27 protein-coding genes are annotated in these 23,212 nt (G+C 54.0%); 4 read left to right on the top strand and 23 right to left on the bottom strand.

Annotation, left to right across the window (positions count from 1 at the left end; translation table 11 throughout):
* Positions 1-7: 7 nt before the first annotated feature.
* The 9 genes from WC593_14325 to WC593_14285 all read right to left on the bottom strand — a co-directional run bounded on the left by WC593_14325 (position 8) and on the right by WC593_14285 (position 7,746).
* Positions 8-661 carry a DUF2284 domain-containing protein gene (locus tag WC593_14325; GenBank protein MFA4826324.1) on the bottom strand — a complete coding sequence of 218 codons (654 nt, stop codon included), beginning with the start codon at positions 659-661 and terminating at the stop codon, positions 8-10.
* Positions 662-768: 107 nt separating this feature from the next.
* Positions 769-1,209 (bottom strand): adenylyltransferase/cytidyltransferase family protein, encoded by a 441-nt coding sequence (locus tag WC593_14320; GenBank protein MFA4826323.1) that lies wholly within the window; start codon positions 1,207-1,209, stop codon positions 769-771.
* A 2-nt stretch (positions 1,210-1,211) separates the two neighbouring features.
* Positions 1,212-1,583 carry a Mov34/MPN/PAD-1 family protein gene (locus WC593_14315; GenBank protein MFA4826322.1) on the bottom strand — a complete coding sequence of 124 codons (372 nt, stop codon included), beginning with the start codon at positions 1,581-1,583 and terminating at the stop codon, positions 1,212-1,214.
* 90 nt (positions 1,584-1,673) lie between these two features.
* Positions 1,674-2,492, bottom strand: a complete 819-nt coding sequence (gene budA / locus WC593_14310) for an acetolactate decarboxylase (protein MFA4826321.1) — start codon at positions 2,490-2,492, stop codon at positions 1,674-1,676.
* Positions 2,493-2,512: 20 nt separating this feature from the next.
* A complete protein-coding gene (locus WC593_14305; protein MFA4826320.1) occupies positions 2,513-2,794 on the bottom strand; it encodes a peptidylprolyl isomerase in 282 nt (93 codons plus the stop codon).
* 355 nt (positions 2,795-3,149) lie between these two features.
* Positions 3,150-4,592, bottom strand: coding sequence for an MATE family efflux transporter (locus WC593_14300; GenBank protein ID MFA4826319.1), 1,443 nt, complete (start codon positions 4,590-4,592; stop codon positions 3,150-3,152).
* Positions 4,593-4,605: 13 nt separating this feature from the next.
* Positions 4,606-5,805 (bottom strand): ABC transporter permease, encoded by a 1,200-nt coding sequence (locus WC593_14295; GenBank protein MFA4826318.1) that lies wholly within the window; start codon positions 5,803-5,805, stop codon positions 4,606-4,608.
* Entirely contained in the window at positions 5,802-6,467 is a 666-nt protein-coding gene (locus WC593_14290) for an ABC transporter ATP-binding protein (GenBank protein ID MFA4826317.1), read from the bottom strand. The genes WC593_14295 and WC593_14290 overlap by 4 nt, the downstream gene beginning before the upstream one ends.
* 13 nt (positions 6,468-6,480) lie before the next feature.
* The gene (locus WC593_14285; protein ID MFA4826316.1) at positions 6,481-7,746 is read right to left on the bottom strand and encodes an LPXTG cell wall anchor domain-containing protein; all 1,266 of its coding nucleotides are present in this window, start codon (positions 7,744-7,746) and stop codon (positions 6,481-6,483) included.
* A gap of 132 nt (positions 7,747-7,878) precedes the next feature.
* Between WC593_14285 and WC593_14280 the strand changes: the two genes are divergently transcribed.
* Positions 7,879-8,733 carry a helix-turn-helix domain-containing protein gene (locus tag WC593_14280; GenBank protein MFA4826315.1) on the top strand — a complete coding sequence of 285 codons (855 nt, stop codon included), beginning with the start codon at positions 7,879-7,881 and terminating at the stop codon, positions 8,731-8,733.
* A gap of 99 nt (positions 8,734-8,832) precedes the next feature.
* On the opposite strand, the gene WC593_14275 is transcribed toward WC593_14280, so the two are convergent.
* Positions 8,833-10,245 (bottom strand): dihydropteroate synthase-like protein, encoded by a 1,413-nt coding sequence (locus tag WC593_14275; protein ID MFA4826314.1) that lies wholly within the window; start codon positions 10,243-10,245, stop codon positions 8,833-8,835.
* A 41-nt stretch (positions 10,246-10,286) separates the two neighbouring features.
* Between WC593_14275 and WC593_14270 the strand changes: the two genes are divergently transcribed.
* Positions 10,287-10,964 carry a PHP domain-containing protein gene (locus WC593_14270; GenBank protein ID MFA4826313.1) on the top strand — a complete coding sequence of 226 codons (678 nt, stop codon included), beginning with the start codon at positions 10,287-10,289 and terminating at the stop codon, positions 10,962-10,964.
* On the top strand, positions 10,919-11,755 hold the full coding sequence (truA, locus tag WC593_14265; protein ID MFA4826312.1) for a tRNA pseudouridine(38-40) synthase TruA: 837 nt from the start codon (positions 10,919-10,921) through the stop codon (positions 11,753-11,755). Before WC593_14270 ends, truA begins: the two co-directional genes overlap by 46 nt.
* 57 nt (positions 11,756-11,812) lie before the next feature.
* Here the strand turns inward: truA and WC593_14260 are convergent, their stop codons facing one another.
* The 5 genes from WC593_14260 to WC593_14240 form a co-directional block, all read right to left on the bottom strand.
* A complete protein-coding gene (locus WC593_14260) occupies positions 11,813-13,024 on the bottom strand; it encodes an NADP-dependent malic enzyme (GenBank protein ID MFA4826311.1) in 1,212 nt (403 codons plus the stop codon).
* Between the two features lie 68 nt (positions 13,025-13,092).
* A complete protein-coding gene (locus tag WC593_14255; protein MFA4826310.1) occupies positions 13,093-13,521 on the bottom strand; it encodes an arsenate reductase ArsC in 429 nt (142 codons plus the stop codon).
* Positions 13,518-13,856, bottom strand: a complete 339-nt coding sequence (hgcB, locus tag WC593_14250; protein ID MFA4826309.1) for a mercury methylation ferredoxin HgcB — start codon at positions 13,854-13,856, stop codon at positions 13,518-13,520. Before hgcB ends, WC593_14255 begins: the two co-directional genes overlap by 4 nt.
* On the bottom strand, positions 13,856-14,920 hold the full coding sequence (hgcA, locus tag WC593_14245) for a mercury methylation corrinoid protein HgcA (protein ID MFA4826308.1): 1,065 nt from the start codon (positions 14,918-14,920) through the stop codon (positions 13,856-13,858). The genes hgcB and hgcA overlap by 1 nt, the downstream gene beginning before the upstream one ends.
* A gap of 16 nt (positions 14,921-14,936) precedes the next feature.
* A complete protein-coding gene (locus tag WC593_14240) occupies positions 14,937-15,230 on the bottom strand; it encodes an HgcAB-associated protein (GenBank protein ID MFA4826307.1) in 294 nt (97 codons plus the stop codon).
* Between the two features lie 172 nt (positions 15,231-15,402).
* Between WC593_14240 and WC593_14235 the strand changes: the two genes are divergently transcribed.
* Positions 15,403-15,894: a YkgJ family cysteine cluster protein gene (locus WC593_14235; GenBank protein ID MFA4826306.1), complete on the top strand. Its 492-nt coding sequence runs from the start codon at positions 15,403-15,405 to the stop codon at positions 15,892-15,894.
* Between the two features lie 10 nt (positions 15,895-15,904).
* On the opposite strand, the gene WC593_14230 is transcribed toward WC593_14235, so the two are convergent.
* From WC593_14230 to trpE, 8 genes are read right to left on the bottom strand one after another with little or no spacing between them, the layout of a single operon-like run.
* Complete coding sequence (locus WC593_14230; GenBank protein MFA4826305.1) at positions 15,905-16,576, bottom strand: DUF333 domain-containing protein; 672 nt, start codon at positions 16,574-16,576, stop codon at positions 15,905-15,907.
* A 58-nt stretch (positions 16,577-16,634) separates the two neighbouring features.
* Positions 16,635-17,441 (bottom strand): tryptophan synthase subunit alpha, encoded by an 807-nt coding sequence (trpA, locus tag WC593_14225; protein MFA4826304.1) that lies wholly within the window; start codon positions 17,439-17,441, stop codon positions 16,635-16,637.
* Positions 17,441-18,613: a tryptophan synthase subunit beta gene (trpB, locus tag WC593_14220; protein MFA4826303.1), complete on the bottom strand. Its 1,173-nt coding sequence runs from the start codon at positions 18,611-18,613 to the stop codon at positions 17,441-17,443. Before trpB ends, trpA begins: the two co-directional genes overlap by 1 nt.
* A complete protein-coding gene (locus WC593_14215) occupies positions 18,610-19,191 on the bottom strand; it encodes a phosphoribosylanthranilate isomerase (protein MFA4826302.1) in 582 nt (193 codons plus the stop codon). Before WC593_14215 ends, trpB begins: the two co-directional genes overlap by 4 nt.
* Complete coding sequence (locus WC593_14210) at positions 19,182-19,937, bottom strand: indole-3-glycerol phosphate synthase TrpC (GenBank protein ID MFA4826301.1); 756 nt, start codon at positions 19,935-19,937, stop codon at positions 19,182-19,184. The genes WC593_14215 and WC593_14210 overlap by 10 nt, the downstream gene beginning before the upstream one ends.
* Complete coding sequence (gene trpD / locus WC593_14205) at positions 19,934-20,953, bottom strand: anthranilate phosphoribosyltransferase (GenBank protein MFA4826300.1); 1,020 nt, start codon at positions 20,951-20,953, stop codon at positions 19,934-19,936. Before trpD ends, WC593_14210 begins: the two co-directional genes overlap by 4 nt.
* Positions 20,950-21,531 (bottom strand): aminodeoxychorismate/anthranilate synthase component II, encoded by a 582-nt coding sequence (locus WC593_14200; protein MFA4826299.1) that lies wholly within the window; start codon positions 21,529-21,531, stop codon positions 20,950-20,952. The genes trpD and WC593_14200 overlap by 4 nt, the downstream gene beginning before the upstream one ends.
* Positions 21,528-23,069: an anthranilate synthase component I gene (gene trpE / locus WC593_14195; protein ID MFA4826298.1), complete on the bottom strand. Its 1,542-nt coding sequence runs from the start codon at positions 23,067-23,069 to the stop codon at positions 21,528-21,530. The genes WC593_14200 and trpE overlap by 4 nt, the downstream gene beginning before the upstream one ends.
* Between the last annotated feature and the right edge of the window lie 143 nt (positions 23,070-23,212).

The raw sequence follows: 23,212 nt of genomic DNA, 5'->3' as shown, positions 1-23,212 counted from the left end.
CCTTCTCTCAGTCAAGGAGCAGAAGGGCGATCGAGTGGATTTTTCCGTGCATAATCTTCCCATACTCTTTATTTTTGCAGGGTATCGTCTCCAGCATCCAGCCCACATTTTTTGCCGTGCCAAACACGTCGATGCCCGCAGCCTCCATGCTCGGGCGCACGAGATCCATATGCCGGCACTTTCGCCTCAGGCTTTCGTCCACGATCCCCGGTGATTCTTCTGCCACACAGTGCTGGTGCTCGCACCAGATGCAGGGATACCCGCCAAACCCGAACGCCTTGTAAAAACCATCATAGAACGCAGTCTTCTCAAGATCATGGACCGTTCCGTTCACCCACAGGATGAGATCCCGGAACCAGTCATGGAAGTCGTCCGGAATATCATCGGGGCCGAAATCCCCGTGGCCGGGCACACCGTCAAACCTCAGGAGCAGTCCCTTTTTGTATTCATTGACCATGCACTGTGTCTGGTCGGGAGAGGGTGCGTACGGTGGGCAGCCAAAATGTTTCCCGTACCCCTTACACCCGTACCGGCACTTGAAGCGCACCCACTGTGCCACAACGATCTGTTCCGGGGAAATTTCGGTAACCTGCACTCCCTTTGCTGCGGCAAGATCCCTGAGTTTTTCTATCTCCTGTCCGACATCCGGTATCACCTGCATCACTCCATGGGAGTGAATCCCGGTGTGAGACCATAAACATTTGTGCCAGCTGGCTGTTGATGAAAAAGGATGATATCCGGCTTTTTTTTTAGCGGGACTACGAGGAATCACTTGCCGGGTGCCGGGGGATCTCCCCGTTTTGCAACAATCTGCTGCACAACGACCCGGGAACTGCAGAGAGCCCCGTCAGCATATTTTCCAATGCGCACAATTTCGGGAGCGAGGTTCCGTGCCGAAAGCTGCTCGCGGAGTTTTTCCTCGTCAAACATCTGGTCGTACCCGATCGTGATCACCGCCGGCTGGATCTCTTCAATCGGGCGGAACATATCCGTTTTGTCGCCAAGAATTGCATGATCGACCGGTTTTAAGGACGCCACCATCACACACCGCTGGTCATCCGGAAGGATCGGTTTTGGCTTGTGCTTCACGTTGATATCGCGGGCTACGATCACCCAGAGTTCGTCACCGAGTTTTTTTGATTCTTCTAAGTAGAACAGGTGTCCCGGGTGCAGGATGTCAAAGGTACCGGTGGCGACAACGCGGCGGATACTCATGCAATCACCTCGAGCTTGCACGGTTCACCGTCAGCACTGAAGCATTGCCAGTCGCTTGAGCGGTACGGGTGACCGATGATCAGGTGGAACCGCCCGGCCCGCGGGAAGAAATGAACGTCTGCATCAGAAGGGTGAAGCACGCCGTTCGGGTGGCTGTGGGCACTTCCCGCAAGGTGGGTGTCCAGCGGCATCATATCAAAGAAGACCGACGCAGAATCTTCACCGGTAATCGTGCCCGGAACCATGTTGAGTTCCTCGATCACCCCGTTGTTCTCCTTAAGAAGGGCCACGAACTCGTTGGGGTGGGAGTCACGTCCCAGTTCGAGGAGCAGTAAGAGAAGTTCTTTTTTGATTCCGCGTATGATCATGGTTGGTGCCTGGTGTGCCGGATGAGCGTTGTACCAATCATATGCGTGCTGCTGGTCAAAAAAATGCTCGTAAAAAAAAGAAGATCCGGACTACGATTCGATCTTTGCGAGCTCCTTACTCAGGTCCTGCGAGAGATCGACTCCGGTGAATGCACCGCTGGTCGGCAGCGGCATTGCAAATGCCGGGGTGACGTCATACTCCACCGTTGCGTTTACCGGTACCGAGAAATCCAGGATATGGCCGCCCGTGCGCCGGTCCCCGCTGATGAAATGCAGGTGGTAGCCCGCGACATTGAGACCTTTGAAAAATGCCGGGGTATAGAACCCGACTACCGTGCCTTTGGTATTTGCATACGTGTAGACCGACTGGTTCTTTGCCGCTTCCGTGAGCGTGGGGTAGGGTTTCTGCTGTGCAGGTATCGCCCGCACCTTTACGGAAGGAAATGTGCCCTCCATCCGTACCGCGTAGATCATGTTCTGTGTGGGTAACCGGGCGCTCATCTCCGTTGAGAATTCAGAGAAATTCATGGGCCGGCCGGTGCTCACGGAAAAGTCGCGGTTGAAGTGAGTCACCGTGGCAAAGGGTGTGGTGGCGTTGTCCATGACCGCGTATACCCCGCCGTCAGATTTGGCCTGGTATACCTTTCCGTCAATCACGATCATCTCACCATCAAGGGCATCGAACGTACCGATCCCGAAGTCCCCGTGCTTTTTCATCTCCCCGACCGGCTGGACGCCATCGTACACTCCCTGCATCAGGGCGTCAATGGTCGAGACCTGGTAGAGGGTTTCTTGATCTTCAGGTTTTCCTGAAGCGGCCGGCAGTTTGGAAAAGGTCGTGTAGACCGCTGCGCCGCAGAAAACGAGCACTATCGCAAGACCAATGCCCAGAAGAAATTTTGTGTCCATGACCGTATGCCTAAAAAAAATTATTTCTTGCCGGTCACTTTGATGACGTGGAAGCCGAACTGGGTCTTGACCGGGCCGACGACCTTGCCAACTTCCTCGGTAAACGCGATCTGTTCAAACTCGGGAACCATCATGCCCTTGCCGAACCAGCCGAGGTCTCCCCCTTTCTTTCCGGATGGGCAGGATGAGAACCGCTTGGCAACGGCAGCAAAATCTTCGCCGTCAGCGAGTCGTTTCATGATCTTGTTTGCTTCATCTTCGGTCTTTACAAGGATATGGGATGCACGTGCCTGTTGTGCCATACTTAGAAATGTGGGGGTAATGTGATAAAAGGGTTGATGATAATCTGAGTCAAGGAATTTCGTCCCCGGTACCGGCATATGACAGAGAGGGTAAAAACAGGTTCATTTGTTGTATTGTCAGACCCCACAAGGCAGGGTTTTAGCCAGGATTGCCCGCAGGAACAACGTGATCCGGTCGTCCTGCTGTCCCGGGCCGGGTGTTTGTTGTTCTTAACCTTGTGAGGGGTCCTCATCCTGATTCTATACCAGTTGCCAGTATCCCCGGGTATAACGTTCCAGAATCCTTTTTTTAGATTTAACGGTACTGTTTCATGTGTATTCCCTCAACATTTTTGATCCTGCGGGTCGTCTTTTTTCAAGTGGTTTCCGGTTCCCCCTTTTGGAGGGGAGTTTCTTCCCCATTCAAGCGGTCCAGTTGTGAAAGGTACATTCGCGCCCAGGCAAATGCCAGCAAACCTCCGAGTATTTCACCAGCAACCAGCCCCCACCAGACTCCCTGTTCTCCCATACCTAGAGGGATTGCGAGCATGTACGCAAAAACTGCGGCAAACACAAGACTCCTCATGAACGTGAGAAACAGGGAGGTTGGTCCTTTACCGACTCCCTGAAATACGGAAGACGAAATCAGACCCAGCGGGACAAATGGATAAAACAGGCACATGACACCGATGAATGCGGCAATACCCGGGTAGAGGTGGGCGCTTTCCTGTGAATAAGAGAAGATGGAGGCAATCGGATATGCAAACACCCAGGTTAAGAGACTGACGCAGAGAGCAAGAGCAATCCCAAGGAGGATCGAAAACGTGTGTGCAACCCGGATCTTCTCATAATGCCGGGCTCCATATGCCGCACCGACAACCGATACGACCGACATACCTATTGCAACAATGGGAACGATTCCGTATGATACAACCCTGAATCCGACGGAAAAGACCGCTACAGCGTCAGTGTTGGCTACAATAACGAGGATCAGATTGAGAATTATACACAGTACCGACATCAGCATGTACTCAACACTGGCCGGGATTCCCACGTTCAGGATATCTGAAACCATGCTTCGACACGGGGTGAAAACCTGCCTGGAGAAGCATACGTACATATTTTTTTCGATAAAGAACCAGTAAAGGAGGACAACAGTTACCGCTGCAAGGGAGATGATAGTGCCCCATGCGGCTCCTGAAATCCCGAGGCCCAGACCATAGATCAGGAGAGGGTCAAGGACCATATTCAGAAGAGTTGCAGCCACCATGGCATACATCGTTCTTTTTGCATCCCCTTCCGCACGGAGAATTCCGTACGCGATGTTGACAAAAAGGATGAAGAATGTACCGGCGAAAAGAACCTGCCCATATGCTGCAGCAAGAACCGCAGTTTCCCCGGCACCAAAAAGGATGGCTATCGGCTCTGCAAAGACAACAAGCGGCACGGTAATGATCGCTGACAGGATGAGGGAGATGAAGAGTGCATGTACTGCACCGTTACTTGCACCATTACGGTCGCCAGCGCCGATCCTCCGCGCAATAGCCGATGTCGCCCCTGCTCCGATACCGCACCCCAGACCAATGAGAACCATGAAGATGGGAGAAACGAACCCGATGGCAGCCAGAGCATCAGAACCAAGACCTACAACCCAGATCGCGTTCACGACGTTATAACTGGACATCAGGAGCATTGCGATGATCATCGGTCCTGATAAGGAGATAATTGCTTTTTTCGGATCACCGGTCAGGATAGTGACACCCTGAGTATTCTCTGCGGAGCAGACATTTTTTTGATCGCGAGAAGAAAAAAGTTTCATTGTGGCACTCTTCTCACTCGTGCCTCAGTGCATCGATGGGGTTTAAGTTCGCTGCCTGCCATGCCGGGTAGATACCGCAGGCGAGACAGATCACAATCCCAAAGCCGATCCCCTCCCCGACAGAGAGTGCATTCGCTGTCGTGAGAAGGTACTTGGTCGTCCCCAGCATCAGGGCACTGATGACATATCCCGCCAGGATGCTCAGTATGCCCCCGACAACACTACCGATAACCCCGATGATCGCCGCTTCATAGATGAACATGCTCATCACTTCCTTTTTCTGGGTGCCGATGCTGCGCATGATGCCGATCTCCTTGATCCGCTCGCTGACTGACATCATCATGATATTGAAGATCGAAACCCCGGCAACGACCATCGAAATTCCCCCTATGGCAGAGACAAATGTCGTGATGGTGCCAAACGTCTCGTATATGGAAGCCAGCGTTGCCTTGCTGTCCGTTACACTGACAATCTTGTCCCGCTTGTTCATCTGTTTTTCAATGGTGGTTTTAACCACTGCCGTATCCTGCCCCTCTTTTACCTTGACAACAACCTGATCGTAGTCATTCCGGTTGTAGGTATTATCGAACCATTCCTGGGTTGCCACAATCGCAGAATCCGTACTGAGATCGAAGGCCATTCCCCGCTCCTCGATGATGCCGGTGACGCGGAGCGTTCCCTTCTCACCATCACTACCGATGGAAATACGAGAGCCGACTTTGATATTATTGTCCTTGGCAAACGTGGAACCTACAAGACATCCTGAATTGGCATTGTTATAATCGCCTGCGGTCAGCTTCAGGTTGAGATCCGGGATATACTGGGGATCCACCCCATAGATGGTTGCAACAATATCATCACTGCCAACACCCACTTTCATACGTTCCGATGTCGAGAGCACCGGAATCGCCACATTGGGAGCTACGGCTCGTTTGATCTGCTGGTATTGTTGGTCGGAGAGTTTCAGGTTCACCGAACTCACCCCGCCCCCACCTCCCCCGGGTCCCATCCCGCCACCCCCGCCAGAATACGGGCTGACGATCACACTGTCTCCTACCGAGGAGAGACTTTCAGAGACGGTCGCAACCATACTGTTTCCCAGGATTCCCATTGATGCGATAGCAACGACCCCGATTACGATGCCGAGCATCGCAAGGGTTGACCGGAGCATATGGATCCGGAGATTGCGCTTTGCAATTTCCCAGAAGATCATGAGGCAATGCACCCGTCAACAATCCGTATTGTCCGGTTCGTGTAATTCGCAACATTGGGATCGTGCGTCACGACGATGATCGTGGCGCCGTTTTTGTTGAGTTCCGTCATGAGCTCCATGATACTGGCCCCCGTTTTTGAATCGAGGTTTCCCGTGGGTTCATCGCACAGGAGAATGTCGGGATCATTGATGAGGGCCCGGGCGACCGCTACCCGCTGCTGCTGGCCCCCGGACAATTCCATGGGTGTATGCGTGTAGAGTTTTTCGTCCAGCTGGACTGCCCGGAGCACTTCCCGCGCCCGTGCCTCGTTCACTCCGGACTTGAGCATCTGGGGAAAACTGACGTTCTCGATGATGTTCAAGAGCGGGAAGAGGTTGAAGTACTGGAAGATGAAACCGATCCGGTCCCTGCGCAGGGAGGTCAGTTCCATGTCGGACATATCCCGGATCGGGACCCCGCTCATAGAGATATTCCCGGAAGTAGGCTTGTCAAGACATCCCATGAGGGTGAGGAGGGTTGATTTACCTGATCCCGAGGGTCCCATGATCGAGATGAACTCCCCCCGCTGTACCTCAAATGAGATATGATTGAGTGCCGTCACATCCCCCGACTTGAGAGGGTAGATTTTCACCACATCCTCGAACTGGATGGCCGGTTGCATGATATCCCCCATCCTACTCGGCTTTTCGTTTTCGCAGGTAGAGGTACCCGCCACCAACAAGCGCAATGACGATGATTACTCCTATGATGGGAAGAATTGAGGGTTGAGCCGTATTCGTGTCGGACGATGTGGCAGTTGCGAGATTGATATTCTGTTGTGAAGTGATCACGTTGCCATCGGTATCCTTGTATGACATCTGGAGGGGGATGCTTGTTGTACTCTCGGTGGAAAACGATACTTCAAAACTGCCGAAGTCATCCGGTTTGAGCACACCGACAACATAGTTTTTGTACGGGTCCTGGGCAGTTGCCGGAGAGCCCGATGTAATCGTAACTGCATTTGCGGTTTCCAGTCCTGCATTTGTTACATCGCCGGTCACGTGATAGACCGTTCCTACCTTCGTGATCTTGATATTATTCACTTTAGGATCGGCCTGCTTCTTGTTCTCCCCAAATATGAGCGGAAGTGATTCTGACATCGTGTGGGTATTATCACCATTATCGTAGGTGACTTTCAGAGTGAGATCTGTCTGCTGTTGCGGAGTGACAGAGAAATTTACCAGGACATTTCCCCCCGCATTTATTGTACCGATAAATATCTCAGAGGGGTTGATCGTTGTACCCGTACCGGTTATATCAACTATGACATTCTCAACCGCATTACTGCGGGGATTGGATATTTTGGCATAAATTTTATCTTTTTTCCCTGCGGAGAACGTGTCAGGTTTTTCAATGAACGTCAGCTCGGGGAGAGAATTATCAATCTCAACAAAGGTCCGGTAATACAGGCTGTCAGATTCCAGGAAACTTAAGGAAAACGTCGGGTAGTAGTAACCCTCTTTTCCATCCGCAGTAACTTCGAAAATATAATCCCGCGTCTGGCCCGGTCCGATATTTGAGGATGTATCGTAGGGCCTGCTGACGATCCTGATGGTATCATCCGACAGTTGTGCATGATTGATAACAATTCCTGTATCGGTGTTTCCATTGGTAACTTGTATATCAACAATCGCCTTATCCCCATCGTAGAATGATCCGGGATCATAGGTAACATTCGAAACATACACTTTTGCGGATACTGCCATAGACTCTGTTGTCGCTATTGCGCTGGCTGTACCAACAAAGAGACAAATCGCCAGCAGGGTACCTGCAATTAACAGGATCCGTGCCGATCTGTTACCGATCTTATGCGTAATACCCCCGTAAGTGAAAACAGTTTTTTTGATTCCTTTTCTTACGGGAGTTCGGTTATTATCGTTGAAACGTTCAAAACTGAACATAAATTTCCTCAATGTGCTTAAGTAAGTAGTATATTTTTTTACTACTCTCTTTGTATAGTTTAACGTACATTGTTAAAAATGTAATTGATCTGGTAGTAAATTTCTTAACAACTGAATAGGTATATTATATGTATGGAGAGCATCCCCGCCGCCCTCATAAAATCGCTCAATGATCTCGGGTTATCCAACAATGAAGCGCGTGTATTTGCCGCGCTGGTACTCTACGATAATGCGGAAGCAAAAGAGATCATCGATTTCCTCTCCCTGTCAAAACCGAGCGTTTACGAGGCATTGGATCGTCTTGCCGAGATTGGTCTTGCCGTAAAGAGAATATCAAAACCGGCCCGGTACAGTGCAATCTCTCCGGACATGGCGATCAACCTCCTCATGGACAAACACCGGAATGCAGGAGATCATGCATTAGTGGAACTCAGACTCCTCGAGAAAAAGAAGGTACTGACCGAAAAAGAGGATGCTCTCTGGACCATCTACGGGGATGTCAACATTGAGTACAAAATTCGCGAGCTTTTCGGGAGAGCGAAACAACAGATAAGCTGCATGATCGGGGAACGGTACCTTCCGTTCATTGAAAACGTTAAAATCAAGGATGTTTCACTGAAACTCATTGTCATTTCGGATGATTACGCTCTTTTGGGGAAATTGCAGGAATTATTTCCGGGAAAAAATGCAGATCTCCATGTCATCTCCACAGAACAGTTCAAAGTTCCGCCACCATTCGCCCCACCGGAATTTGCTGAGATGAGTAAATTTATGAACTTCGAAAATACCCTTGAATTGATTGTTGACGATGAGGAACTTCTCATGGTCCCACCGTTTATTTCAAGCAGTGTTTCCGTTCTCAATACCCGGAACAAGGGAGCTATCCTCCATATAAAAATGTTCAACCAGCTCAACTGGAAACGATTTACCGATGGCGATGCGATGACATTTCCCCTGCCACCCGCTCAAAAGAAAAAGCGATCGTGATCTAATTTTTAAAGATCACCGTGCCGGGTTCAGAAAAAATAGTCATCCCGACACTAGGGGCTTATTGAGTCATGAGTTTTTCGTTGAATCATTCCCGGTTCAGAACTCCCCGTCCTGCTCGAAGCTCCGCCCGTACCGGATCGCGAGTTCTGCCTTATACAATTCCCTGCCAAGATACCCGGCATGGTCGAGCAGGGTGACATTGCCCTGCGACAGGATGGTGGAGAGCACATCCTGCCAGCGCCTGCCCCGCACCGCCTTGCCATTGATTGCGGCAATGATCTGGTCCCCCTCAATGCCGATCCGGAAGTTACCCCTGGGATCGTAGGTGATATCCTCCGGCATCTTTTTTGCCGGGGTTATGGTCTCGTATGCAACCGGGGGCTCGCGCCGGCGTCGCTTCTCCTTGAGCACGAGCAGGTCGATGCCCAGATCCTTGGGATAGGGGCGGTCGCGGGTGAGTACCATCATCTCGGTGGCCCGCCGCATCTCGCCGATTGACCCTTGCGTCTTGTCCGAGTGCTCACTCGAAAAGATGACGGAAGCACCGACCTCCTTTGCCATACCGGCCAGCAGCGCGTTTGCCCCTATTGAGTCGGCATCCAGCAGCTCGACTACATTGCCCGCCCCAAAAAAGAGGGGGTATTTCCCTTTTGTAAAGTTTTTCAGCGATGCCACCAGTCCTGAACCCACCGGCTGGAGGAGGGGATCGGTAATGATGCATGCGATACCCGCCCGTTTTGCAAGAGTAATATTCTTTGCAAGCGTACCGCAGCCTGGCACGATGACTGCCGCTGCGCCGGCCTCTGCCACTTCCTTTCCGATGACCGGAATATTTTGCTCCTGCAGGGAGAGGACAAGGTCCGCCCGATCCAGCGCAGCCCGGATCAGGAGCGGGTCCTGTGTATCCACCGCGAGCGGGTGATCGATGTCTGCCACCTGGGAAAATGCCCGCGCCACATCTTCAGGAGTAGCATCGAACCCGAACCCGAGATCCACGATATCAGCACCGGCAAAAAAGAATCGCTCTGCCTTTTCATACAGGTCTTCGCACCGGTGTGCATCCATGATCTCGGCAAGCACCTTCATCCGCGAGTCGCCGCCGATTTTCACATCCCGGATTATGAAATCAGCGCTGGCTTCCTGCTCCCGCAGGTCAACACGGTACATTGCATCGCCTGCTTTTTTTGCTGAAAGAAAATCATCGGCAGGAACGGTACGTGAAAGGGTGATCGTGTCAAGTAACGGGAGGATGAAGGCAAGATCCGCGGCATGGCGGGGACCGCGATAGACGGGCACACCCGTCTCCCGTTCCACATGATCGAACGAGGCCGTGCACATGCCAGAGACGATGACGAGATCGTACTTCCCTTTTTGTATCAGGGTGTGGAGTTTGTGGGGTGTGAGAAATGATGCAATCTCCCCGGTTACCACCACATCAGCATCGAACCCGGCCACCGCTTTTTGTACCATCTCCTCGGTGGCGGCACCGGTAGGCAGCAGGATGCGCATAAGTTCCCTTAATACCAGAGAGATAAAAACACTATGATCAGATGCTGATCTGCGATTTGCACGTGCACACGAATCACTCTAAAGACGGTGAAAGCAGCGTTGAGGAGATCATCAGGGCTGCCGAGGCGGCAGGACTCGACGCGATCGCAATAACCGACCACGATTCGGTCGACGGTGCAAAACAGGCCCTCTTGTGCGAGACTCCCGTACTGGTGATTCCCGGTATAGAAGTCACGACAAAACAGGGCCACCTGCTTGTGCTGGGTGTTACCGAGCTCATCCCTTCCGGCCTTGACGTGCTGGATACCGTAGCTCTCGCACGCCGGATGGGAGCGGTGCTCATCCTCCCGCACCCGTACCACGTCTGGAGACACGGGGTTGCCCGCAGGAAAAAAGCCGGCATGATCGCGGTAGATGCGGTTGAATCCTTCAACAGCCGGTATATTGTCGGGTCAGCGAACCGGAAGGCGGCACGGATCGCGCTGAAACTGGGCAAGCCCTGTGTCGGGGGAAGCGATGCCCACAATGCCCGGTTTGTCGGTTTTGGCAGGACGTACGTGGATGCGGAAAAATCCGTTCCTGCGATCCTTGATGCCATCCGGGCCGGAAATGTTACCTGCGGTGGAAAACAGACGCCGCTGCGCACCTATACCCACCAGTCACTCAACAACACATGGAGAAAGATCACACGGATCACCCGGCGCATGCACCTCCGGTAAGGCTCGCGTTCCGGGTCTCGTACCTTGGTAACCGGTTCTATGGCTCCCAGATGCAGGCAGCCCACCGCACGGTGGAAGGAGAATTTGTTGCTGCCTGCCAGCGGCTCAGCCTCTTTGATGACTGGAGAACTGCCGGTTTTTTGTCGGCAGGGAGGACGGACCGGGGTGTCCATGCCCTCGGGCAGGTGATCGCGTTTTCAACCGATGCGCCGGATCGGGCCCGGACGGTCATCAATACCCAGCTCCCCCCGGATCTCTGGTGCACTGCGTATGCAGATGTACCTCCGGAATTTCATCCCCGGTACGATGCAAAGTCCCGCACGTACCGGTATTACTTTTCGCAACATCCTGAAAATCCCGAAGCAATGAACCGGGCTGCACAGCAGTTTCTGGGCAGCCATAATTTTTCGAACTTCGCACGGGTAAAAGACAAGAACCCGTACCGGAACATTCTTGCAGTCCGGGTAGGAGAGGAAGACGGATTTGAATTCCTTGAGGTAACCGCAGAAAGTTTCCTCTGGCACCAGGTGCGGTGTATGGCCTCGGCACTGCTCCTCATCGGGGAGGGAAACGCGGATGAATGTTCAATTGCCCGGCTGCTGGAAGCCGGTGCCATCAGACCTCTCCAGCCCGCGCCTGCCGAAGGGCTGGTCCTTTGGGATACGGACTGCGGGATTGCGTGGACCCCGGTTATTGCTGAGGGGCAGAGCGGTGGATTTATCGATCACCTGGTACGGCATCATGCGCTGATGGAGAAAATGTGCCGGGTGCTCAAAACGCCACAGTCCTGATCAATCAGAGTGTCGGAAGAAAAACCTGAAGAACAGGGATATTTTTCGCTAATTTTTTCATTCAATCTGCCGGGCACAACCGCTTGCAACCGCTGCTTCACTGACCGCACGGGCTACTGCCTTTACCACGTTGCGGTTGAGCACCTCCGGAAGGATCCGGTCTTTCCGTGGCCGTTTGACATAATTGGCAAGCGCATGTGCTGCGGCAACCTTCATCTCGTCAGAGATGCGTGTCGCACAGACATCGAGAGCGCCGCGGAAGATCCCCGGAAATGCAAGGGCATAGTTGATCTGGTTGGGAAAATCGCTGCGCCCGGTACCCACGATCGCTGCTCCGGCCACGAGTGCATCATCGGGAAATATTTCCGGCATGGGATAGGCAAGGGCAAAGATGATGGGGTCCTTGTTCATCGATCTGACCATGGCCGGTGTGATTATCCCCGGCACTGAGACGCCGATGCAGACATCAGCGCCCCGCATGGCATCCTCCAGTGTTCCGGTCCGCCCGCTCCTGTTGGTCTTTTCGGCGATGATAAATTTGTATTTATTGGCATACAATCCCTCGCGGGCATGGTGGATGATACCTTTGCTGTCACATACGATGATGTCCTGTACGCTGCTGCAGAGCTTGGGATCATAGCCGATGCACCTGAGCATCCTTGTGATAGCAAACCCGGCAGCGCCGGCTCCGACTACAACAATTTTCAGATCTTCAAATCTCTTTTTTGTTACCTTGCAGGCATTAAGGAGGGCTGCAAGCACGACAACTGCGGTTCCATGCTGGTCGTCGTGCATTACCGGTATCCCGATATCCTGAAGTGCTTCTTCCATCTCGAAACATTTTGGTGCTGCGATGTCTTCGAGTGCGATCCCGCCAAAAACCGGTGCAATGTTCTTTACTTCATCGACAAAATCCGTATGATAACTCTCGAAACAGATGGGAAATGCATCGATGTCGGCGAGTTTCTTAAAAAGGAGCGCTTTTCCTTCCATCACCGGAATTGCTGCATAGCCCCCGATATTTCCTAAGGACAGTACGCGTGAACCGTCACTGACGATTGCGATGGTGTTGGCTTTGAGGGTGTATTTGTACGCGAGATTTTTGTTTTTGTGGATCTCCCGGCAGACTTCTGCTACCCCCGGGGTATAGGCAAGGGAGAGATCATGGCGGGTTGCCAGGGAAACTTTGGAATGGACCTCGATCTTTCCCCGGAATTCTTCATGAAGTTCAAGCGATTCCTGGTAGATATCTTTCTGCTCCCCGCTCATGGTTTCACGTGCCTGATAATTCTATGAATGCGACGGGATGGTATCAATCTTGTTGTTAAAAAAATGAATTATTTTTGGGGCACTGTCTTAAACTCCGTCTCGATCCAACCGGCAATATCGTCCCTCACCCTGCGGTATTCGTCAAGGATTGTCTCATCGGTGCCGGGTATCAGGTGGGGATCAGAAAACCCCTTGTGGATGGTCTTTTTTGCGCCGGATACAAGGGGGCAGATTGCATGGGCATTGTCGCAGAGAGTTACTGCAAGATCAAAGGATTTCCCCTCAAACTCTGCGAGAGTTTTTGAACGGTGGTGCGCGATGTCGATCCCGATCTCCTGCATCACCGTTATCGCCCTTGTACTCACTTTCGACTGGCGGGTGCCGGCACTGAACACTTCATACCGGTCGCCGTATTTTGCCCGGAGCAGCCCCTCTGCCATCTGCGAGCGGGCTGCGTTTGCCGTGCAGACAAAGATGACCCGTGTTTTGGGTATCATTTTTTATCACAGCAGGAGGTTTTCTCTTCCTGAACGCCACAGCAGGATCCATCAGCCCCGCCGCAGCTGCATTCCCCGCTGTCCATGTCCTTTCCTCTCAGAGCGGCACTGATCATTGCCCATGCACAGCCGACCCCGCTCTGAACCTCGATTGCCTGTACCGGGCAGTTCAGGGCACAGGCACCGCACTCCATGCAGGCAGCCGGGCTGGCAAGTTCCACATGATCAGGCCCCTCTGCAAACACCCCGTGGGGGCAGACCTGGGTGCAGTGTTTGCAGTTGATGCATCGCCCGGTATCCAGTTTTAGTGTGGTCTCCCTGTAGGAATCTAACATCAGATCACCCCGAGAAGGCGGCTCACGCCAAGCGCGATCCCCAGTACTACTCCGGTACCGGCCATGATGGTGATTACCGGTACGTACCGGAAAATTTCCTTTCTTACACCCGTCCGTGAGGTAAATGTGGTGGCACCGGTGAAGTTCAGTGCAAGATATGCGGTCACTGCCGGCATGATGAGAAGCGGTGTAACAGCCCCAGCTGTTACTGCCCAGCCGGGCAGGGTCCGGGTTGAAGCGAACGTAATGGCAAACGGGATTGCCACAACGCCACCCAGGAGAAGACCTTTTGTGGAGAAGTCCTTCGTCGGGATGAATGGCAGCAGGATAGGGAATAAAACGATCCCTGCAACCACTGCAGCGATGGCCGCAAGTGCAGCAACCGGTCCGGCAAGGAACCAGAGTGCAACAGCAGCGATAACGGCTGGCAGGGCAACGTGGACGAGTTCCACGGGGATAAGGATGATGCGGTCGCGGACCGGGAATTCCACCCTCCGCATTTCCGGAGTTGCCTTGTGTGTTATGAGATATTCCGGGAGATCGCGTGCCCGTACCGGGCCATACTCGACCTTAAAGCCGGAGCGGCGCAGTACGTCATGTGCGGATACTCCCGGTGCTCCCAGTTGCGGGACGATGATCTTCCGGTGGGTGACCATATCGGCAAGTCCGACGGCTTCGATGCGGCTCACCAGTTCATCGGTGCCGAACGTGCCTTTTCCGGCAGCGCACCAGACATTGATCCCTTTGGTATCCAGCACAAGGATATATGCATCGAATCCCGCAAGTGCAGAACGCAGGGCATCGAAGCTCAGCGTATAGTTTGCCGAGGCAAAGACCGGGGATTCTGGTGTCGGGTTGCCGAGCAGGCAGAGGCCGGGTTCTACCCGGTGCCCCATACGGTTCATCCCCCAGCGGGCAAGGAAATGGTCGAGCCGGTTGGCAAACGTGATAGTGCTGTCCGTTTTGCGGATTTCTGCATGTTGTAAAGTCCCTGGACTACAGCTGCACGGGGATACGTCTGCAACGGAAGAGCACGAGCAGCAGGATGGTTGGGTGGATGTCATACGATTTTCTTACTCCTCAGTGTTCCGTTTCGTGCATAAGCGGCCCGAGCACATCTTTTACCATTCCGCTCAGGTTCTCGACCTTCATAAGAGCAAGACAACAGATGCTGCCATCCTTCTCCCAGCTGATCAGGGCAAGTTTGTCACCGGTTCTGATGCCGGCTTTTTCCCGGATATCTTTGGGAAGAACCATCTGACCGCGCTCGTCAACACTCAATACCGCTTCCACTTTGCATCCGGTGACCGGGTTGCACCCGCAGGGTTCACTGCCGGGTGTGCATGGGGAATTATCTAGCTTCTTTTTGGGCATGCAAATCCTCAGGATATTGTAGAATCTCCTGCATATTTATACTTTTCAGAAAAATCAGAAAAATCAAATTTATTTGCGATTTATGCGAAGCACAAATCATGGTACACAAACCCGGGGCCGGGTACAGCCCCGTTCTTTTTATCACTCCTCCCGCCAACATCCAATCAACAGTATGGTGGCATTCGATTGTTCGTCGTGCGGGAAATGCTGCGCGAGTTTCGGGGCGTTTATTAAAATTGAGCGCCAGCTCACCAGCCGCGATTATTACTGCCGGTACGGGATAAAGAACGAGCTCTTCCTCGCCCATATAGAGGGAGAGTGTGCTGACACCTATCCGCCCGGTTTAAAAAATGGTGAGCCGGCGAAAGGCTGCCCGTTCATGCGGAAAAAACCGGACGGGAAGGGCTTTGCCTGTGCAATCTATGCCACCCGCCCGCGAATCTGCCGGGAGTTCCAATGCTACCGGTTGGTGATCTACACCAGCGATGGCCATGAATGCGGCAGGATTATGGGAACGGGCGAGCTTAAAACCGGGGACAAAACGCTGGCACAGATCTGGAAAGAAGAGATCCTGCCGATGCCCCATAACGATGATGCCCGATGGGAAAAATCCGTGATCGCGTGCCTGGCAGCACATGGCTACCGCGGGGAACCTGTTGAATAGAAAAGAAAAATTATTTTTTTGCCAGGGTGGCGGTTGGTGCCACATTCGGTTTGCAGCCTTCGCCACGGAAGAGTGCCCATTCCTCGCAGGAAGTCCCGTTGGGGAACTTGCACATGCCGTACTGGCTGCCGTCAGGATTATTCATAATCTCTGATGTAGCCCCGACTTTGCCGCAGTTCACGGAGGCCGGGTTTGCCATACCAACTGCTGCTGCGGTTGTGGTCACGGGGGTGAACGGTTTACATCCTTCATTACGGAAGAGTGCCCATTCATCACAGGTGGTGCCATTGGTAAACGTGCACATGCCGTACTCATTACCCTGTGCATCTTTCTTAATCTCGGTTTTTCCACCTACTTTACCACAGTTGACGGATGCCGGATTCGCGAGGCCGGCCATGGCCGGTGCGGTTGTGGTTACTGCAGCTCCAGCCTTACAACCTTCGCCACGGAAAAGTGCCCATTCCTCGCAGGAAGTTCCGTTCGGGAACTTGCACATGCCGTACTGGCTGCCGTCAGGGTTATTCATAATCTCTGATGTGGCCCCGACTTTACCGCAGTTGACGGATGCGGGATTCGCCATACCCGTCGCTGCGGGTGTCGTCGGCTGGGTGCAACCGGCAGCAAGAAGAACGGCAACAAGACATATGCCCATAATGATAAGGAAAGTGTTTTTTGACTTCATGATATACCGGCATAGTTTTGTCCGGCGCTAAATAAAAAGATGGTTTTTAAGAATTTTTTCACTGTTTAACCGAAGCTGCCCGTTTCATCGCCTTCACGTAATCCTGCAACTCCCGTTCCATCACGCCCGGGTTTTTTAAGTTGCGCTCGACAATCTCCACAATTGCGCTGCCCACGATCACCCCGTCAGCTCCGGCGCGGGCGCAGGTCTGTGCATGTGCGGGAGTCGAGATGCCAAAGCCGAGTGCCAGGGGAAGAGAAGTGTGCCTGCGGACCCGGTGCAGGAGATCGATTGCCCCGCCGGAAACCTGTTCACGCACACCGGTAACACCCAGCACCGCGACAAGGTACAGGTACCCGCGTGCCTTTGCTGCAATCTTTTTGAGCCGTTCATCAGAGGTCGTCTGGGTAATGAGGAAGATCGGGTCGATGCCGGTGCGTGCTGCAACAGCACAGACTTCCTCTGATTCTTCGACCGGCATATCGGCGATAAGGATGCCGTCAACGCCGGCATCATACGCTTCACGATAGAACCGCTCGATCCCGCGACGATGGACAATGTTGTAGTACGTGAGGAACACGATCGGGACATCAGAACCTTTGCGGATCTCCCTGACGATCTCAAACACGGTGTCCGGTGTCGTGCCTGCTGCAAGTGCCCGTTCATCGGCTTTCTGGATTGTCGGACCGTCCGCTACCGGGTCGGAGAAGGGAATCCCCAGTTCGAGGATGTCGGTTCCCCCGGCGATCAGTGCCCGGGCGATCCGGACACAGGCAGCCTTGTCCGGGTCTCCTGCAACGGTAAACCCGATGAAGGCTGGTTTTTTTAAGGAGGCTGCGGCAAATGCCGTTTCGATCCGTCCCATTATAAGCACCCCTGCATCTTTGCCACTTCAGCTACATCCTTGTCGCCCCGTCCCGAGAGGTTGATGATCACGATGTCATCCCTGTCAAACCGGTCCGCGTTCTGCATTACATATGCCACTGCATGGGCGGACTCCAGGGCCGGGATGATCCCCTCGGTTTTTGAAAGGAACCTGAAAGCGTCCAGCACTTCCGGATCATTCACTGCCGCATAGGTCACGCGGTGTTTGTCCTTGAGCATCGCATGTTCCGGGCCAACACCCGGATAATCGAGGCCTGCGGAGATACTGTGAGTGGGAAGTATCTGCCCGTGCGCATCCTGTAAGAGGTACGAGAGCGTTCCGTGCAGGACACCGGTATCACCGGCGCAGAGCGTGGCGGAATGTTTTCCTGTCTCGATCCCCTCGCCCCCTGCCTCTACACCGATCAGTTTCACATCATCGTTCAGGAACGGGTAGAAGATGCCAATTGCATTCGACCCGCCGCCCACGCACGCAACCACCGCGCTTGGAAGCCTGCCCTCTTTTCTCATCACCTGCTCCCGCGCCTCCCTGCCGATCACCGACTGGAAGTCCCTCACCATGAGCGGGTACGGGTGCGGACCAACTGCCGAACCGATCAGGTAGTAGGTGTCCCGGACGTTTGCCACCCAGTCGCGAAGCGCTTCGTTGATCGCGTCCTTGAGTGTCTTTGTCCCGGATTTAACCGGGATCACCTTTGCCCCCATCAGCTCCATGCGGAAGACATTGAGCGCCTGCCGCTGCGTGTCCACCTCGCCCATGTACACCTCAACGGGCATGCCCAGCGCAGCACCGACGATCGCTGTTGCAACCCCGTGCTGCCCGGCACCGGTCTCGGCGATCAGCCGTTTCTTGCCCATCTTTTTGGCGAGGAGTGCCTGTCCGAGAGTATTGTTCAGTTTATGCGAACCCCCGTGTACGAGATCCTCACGCTTGAGATAGATCTTGCACCCGAGTTCCTTCGAGGCATTCGGGCAGAAGGTAAGAGGTGTCTCGCGTCCCGCGTATTCAGTCTGTAATGCGGCAAGATCCCGGGCGAACTGGGGATCTTTCCTCACTTTTTCATATTCGCCTTCGAGCTCGATGAGTGCGCTCATCAGTGTCTCGGAAACGTACTGTCCGCCGTATTGTCCGTATCTTCCTTTTGTTGTCATGGTACGCTCTTTCGTGCTGCCGCAATGAATGCAGCTATTTTCTTATGGTCTTTGATTCCTGGTGCCGTCTCGATACCGCTTGCCACATCAACAGCATAGGGGTGCACCTGCCGGATAGCATCCGCCACATTTTCCGGGGTAAGTCCCCCGGCAAGGATGACCGGTAATGCGGATCGCTGCACCACGCTATGGGCATGCGAGAGATCAAAATTTTTCCCGCTGCCATGGCTCTCATCAACGATGATCGCATCGCAGTCAGTTGGAACCGGATCATCCCGCCCGATGACCCGGATCACTTTTGCAGCCGGTTTTTCCCGGAACACAAACGGATGCGAGATCTGGATTGCATCCATGTGCAGGGCAAGCATCTTTTCGAGGTCTTCCTGTGACGTGGTATGGCTCACCGCAACGGTTGTGGTAAACGGTCCGACCGCATCAAAAATCTCCCGTGCCTGTTCCGGTGTTACTGACCGTTTTGATGTCGGGGAAAACACCACAACACCAATTGCATCTGCCCCGCACGCCTCTGCGTACCGTGCATCTTCCGGTCTCGTGATTCCGCAGCACTTTATGCGCATACGAACTCCTCGAGTTTCTTCTCCGGGCGCTCGTGCATCATGATCGATGAACCGATCAGGAACGCATCGCAGTAGGGTTTCATCTCCCGGATATCATCGGCTGAGCGCATACCACTTTCTGATACGATCGTTCTTCCCGCGGAGCGGACACTCTCCGAGAGAAGCCGTGTGGTGGAGCGGTCTATGGTGAGCGTTACAAGATTGCGGTTGTTTATGCCGATCAGTTCTGCTCGGGTGGCAAGAGCAGTTTTAATTTCTTCTGCATTGTGAACCTCGACAAGCGGTTCAAGACCGTACTCCTGTGCGAGATCGACAAATGCCGGCAGGCGCTCTTTGAGCACCGCAGCAATCAGGAGCACCGCGTCAGCCCCGAGTGCCCGTGTCTCTGCGAGCTGATGTTCATCAATAATGAAGTCCTTCCTGAGAACCGGGATGCTGACCGCGGATTTCACCCGGGTGATATCCTGTCCCGAGCCCCCGAAGAAATATGGCTCGGTCAGCACCGAGAGTGCCACGCATCCCTTGCCCGCAAGCACACCTGCCATCATTGCCATGTCCACGTTGCGCCGGATGGTGCCACGGCTGGGGGATGCGCATTTGATCTCGGCAATTATCGCGTTCCTGCTGTCCCTGTTCCGTATCGCCCCGATCAGGCTTGCGGGAGGTCTGGTACCATTCTCTGGAAACGTTGCCGGTAACCGGGCAACCCGTTTTTCCGTGCGCCTGATGATCTCATCGAGGATCATGCCACACCCCGCGTTGCATCCACCAGCGCATCGAGCCGGGCAGAAGCACTGCCCGAATCTATGGAAACGGCAGCAAGCCGGATCCCTTCATGAAGATCCGAGGCAAGCCCGCCAACATATATCGCGGCTCCCGCGTTCATGAGCACAATGTCCCGTGCTGCCCCCCGCTCGCCCTGAAGGATATCGCGGATGATGCGGGCGTTCTGCTGTGCATCGCCGCCTGCGAGATCTGCCAGGTGTGCAGGTGCAATACCGAATGTCTCGCACCGGATCGTGTATGTGCGGATCGCTCCGTTACCGAGCTCAGCGATGACGGTATCTCCCGTAGTGGTGATCTCGTCAAGACCGGCACCATGGACCACCATCGCCCGCGAGAGTCCCAGCATCCTGAGCACATCGGCCAGGGTACCCGTAAGGTCCGGCCGGTAGACGCCAAGCACCTGTGCCTGTGCACCCGCAGGGTTTGCCAGCGGACCGAGGATGTTGAAGACCGTTCTGCAGCCGAGTTCCTGCCGGGCGGTCATCACATGTTTCATGGCCGGGTGGTAATTCGGGGCAAAGAAGAAAGCGATGCCGACTTCTTCCACGATTCGCGCCTGTATTTCCGGGGCAGGTGCGAGACTAACCCCCAGTGCCGCGAGGACATCTGCCGAACCGCACCTGCTGCTCACGCCCCGGTTGCCGTGTTTGACGACCGGGCAACCTGCTCCCGCAGCAACGAACGCTGAAGCGGTGCTGATGTTGAACGTCTGCGCCCCGTCTCCACCGGTACCGCAGGTGTCGACAAGCATCCGCCCGGTCACCGGCCTTACCGTGATCGCATGATCCCGCATCACCCGGGCAAAGGCAGCGATCTCGGCAGCGGTCTCACCTTTCATATGCAGCGCAAGGAGCAATGCACCGATCTGCGCCTGGGTGGCCTTTCCTTCCATGATCATGCTCATCATCCCTGCCGCTTCAGCAGGAGTAAGATCCTGCCGTGCTGCAAGTTTTGTGAGAATCTCTTTCACTATCATGATGCCCCTCCCGTTCCGGCAAGAAAATTCCGGATAATCCGGTCGCCTTCCTGCGACAGGACGCTCTCCGGGTGGAACTGGACACCTTCGATCGGGTATTGGGTATGCCGGACCCCCATCACGTAATGATCGTCAAGGCTTGTTGCCGAAACCTGCAGTTCCGCGGGCAGGGAATCTTCACGGGCAACCAGCGAGTGGTAGCGTGTCGCGGTAAAGGGTGCTGGCATACCGGTAAAAACACCCTGCCCGTCATGACGGATTGCCGAGGTCTTGCCATGCATCAGGTGCTGTGCCCTGATGACTTCGCCGCCGAAAGCGGTGCAGATCGCCTGGTGCCCGAGACAGACCCCCAGCGTGGGAATCGTTCTGCTCATCGTCTCTAACACTTCCATACAGACACCGGAATCGTGGGGTGTTCCCGGCCCGGGTGAGAGGATGATCCGGTCGCACCCGCACTTTTCCAGCTGTTCAAGCGGTGTATCGCAGGTCATGACTACCGGGTTGCCCCCGAGTTTTCCGACCTGCTGGTACAGGTTGAAGGTGAAACTGTCATAGCAGTCCACGATCAGGACTTTCATGGCGATACCCCTGCCCGCTCGATCGCCCGCAGCATCGCCGATGCCTTGCTCTCGGTCTCTTTCCATTCATTTGCCGGTACCGAATCCGCGACGATACCCGCACCCACCTGCACGTATGCCCGGCCATTGCGGACAATCACGGTCCGGATCGCAATTGCGAACTCGAGATTGCGGTCAAACCCGATATACCCGACAGCTCCGGCATAGATCCCGCGGTTCTGGGTCTCTTCCTCGCCGATGATCTGCATTGCACGGATCTTCGGTGCACCGGATACCGTTCCGGCAGGGAAACAGGATTTGAAGGCATCATAACAATCCAGGTTGTCCCGGAGCATGCCATTGACCGTAGAGACAATGTGCTGGACATGGGAGAACTTCTCAATACCCATGAATTCTCCGACTTCAACCGAACCGAACCGGCAGACCCGTCCGATATCGTTTCTTGCGAGATCGACAAGCATTGTGTGCTCAGCCCGCTCTTTGGGATCGTTGAGAAGCTCCTGCGCAAGCTGTGCGTCCTCACGGGCGTCGCGTCCCCGCGGACGGGTGCCGGCAATTGGCACGGTCGTTACCCGCCGCCGCTCAACCCGGACGAGCATTTCGGGACTCGCCCCGATCACCTGCTCGTCCCCAAAATCGAGATAATACATGTACGGGCTCGGGTTGATCTCCCGGAGCGCCGCATAGATCGAGAACGGATCGTTTTTCACCGCACACTCCATCCTGCGTGAGATCACTGCCTGGAAGATGTCCCCTGCGACAATGTGCTCCTTTACCCGTTCTACGGATCGCTCAAAGGCTTCTTGTGATACGGACGGGATATACTCCGGCTTTTTACCGCTTGCCTGCTTCAGTGTTCCACTCGCGTTCTTTCCCGATGCAAGGAATGCGATATGATCGCCCAGTGCCCTTATCTTTGCGATGCTCTGTTCATATTCTTCTTTCAGGTCGGATTCGTAGGTGAGGAACGGGCTGGAGAAGATGAAGAGTTTCCGTTCGGCGTGATCGAATACAATACAGTCCTTGGTGAGCATGAAACTTGCGTCATGATCTTCAGGAGCATGGTTCCCGAGATCAGGCGATACACCGTTGTGCCCCTCGCGTACTTTCTCAAAGAGCGAGTACACGCAGTCGTACGCAAAGTAACCGACCATGCCCCCGAAGAACCGGGGAGCCTTTACGTTCACATAACAGAACCGGGAGAGGATCGACTTGATTTTATCAACCGGTGTCTCGCCCTCAGGTTCTTTTGCAATCGCAGTAAATCGCTCATTGCCCCGTACGTGTACGGACGAACCGATGGTGACCACGAACTCGGGATCGATCCCGATATAGGAGTAGCGGGCGATCTTTTCGCTCCCCTCCATTGATTCGAGCAGGAACCCACAACCGTTCCGGGTCCCCGTATATACATCCAGCGGCGAGATATCCGGCAATGGAATCTCGGCGCAGAGTGGAATTATTAACGGTTTTGGCTGGTCTTTTACTGCGGTCAGGTATTCATTCAGTCCAAGATTAAATTTCAGTTGTTGTTTCATAGGAGCAGTTTCCATCCCATTGGCATCACCGTACCATCAGCTGCCGGTTCTCTGGCATCTGCATAAATATGGTCTACTTTGTACATATTTATACATTGTTGTAATTTATTGGTTATTGCTGCATTTTTTATTGCATTTTGCGG

Source organism: Methanoregula sp., assembly GCA_041645435.1.
In the GTDB taxonomy this organism is placed as follows: domain Archaea; phylum Halobacteriota; class Methanomicrobia; order Methanomicrobiales; family Methanospirillaceae; genus Methanoregula.
This window is presented reverse-complemented; position numbering and strand designations above follow the sequence as displayed.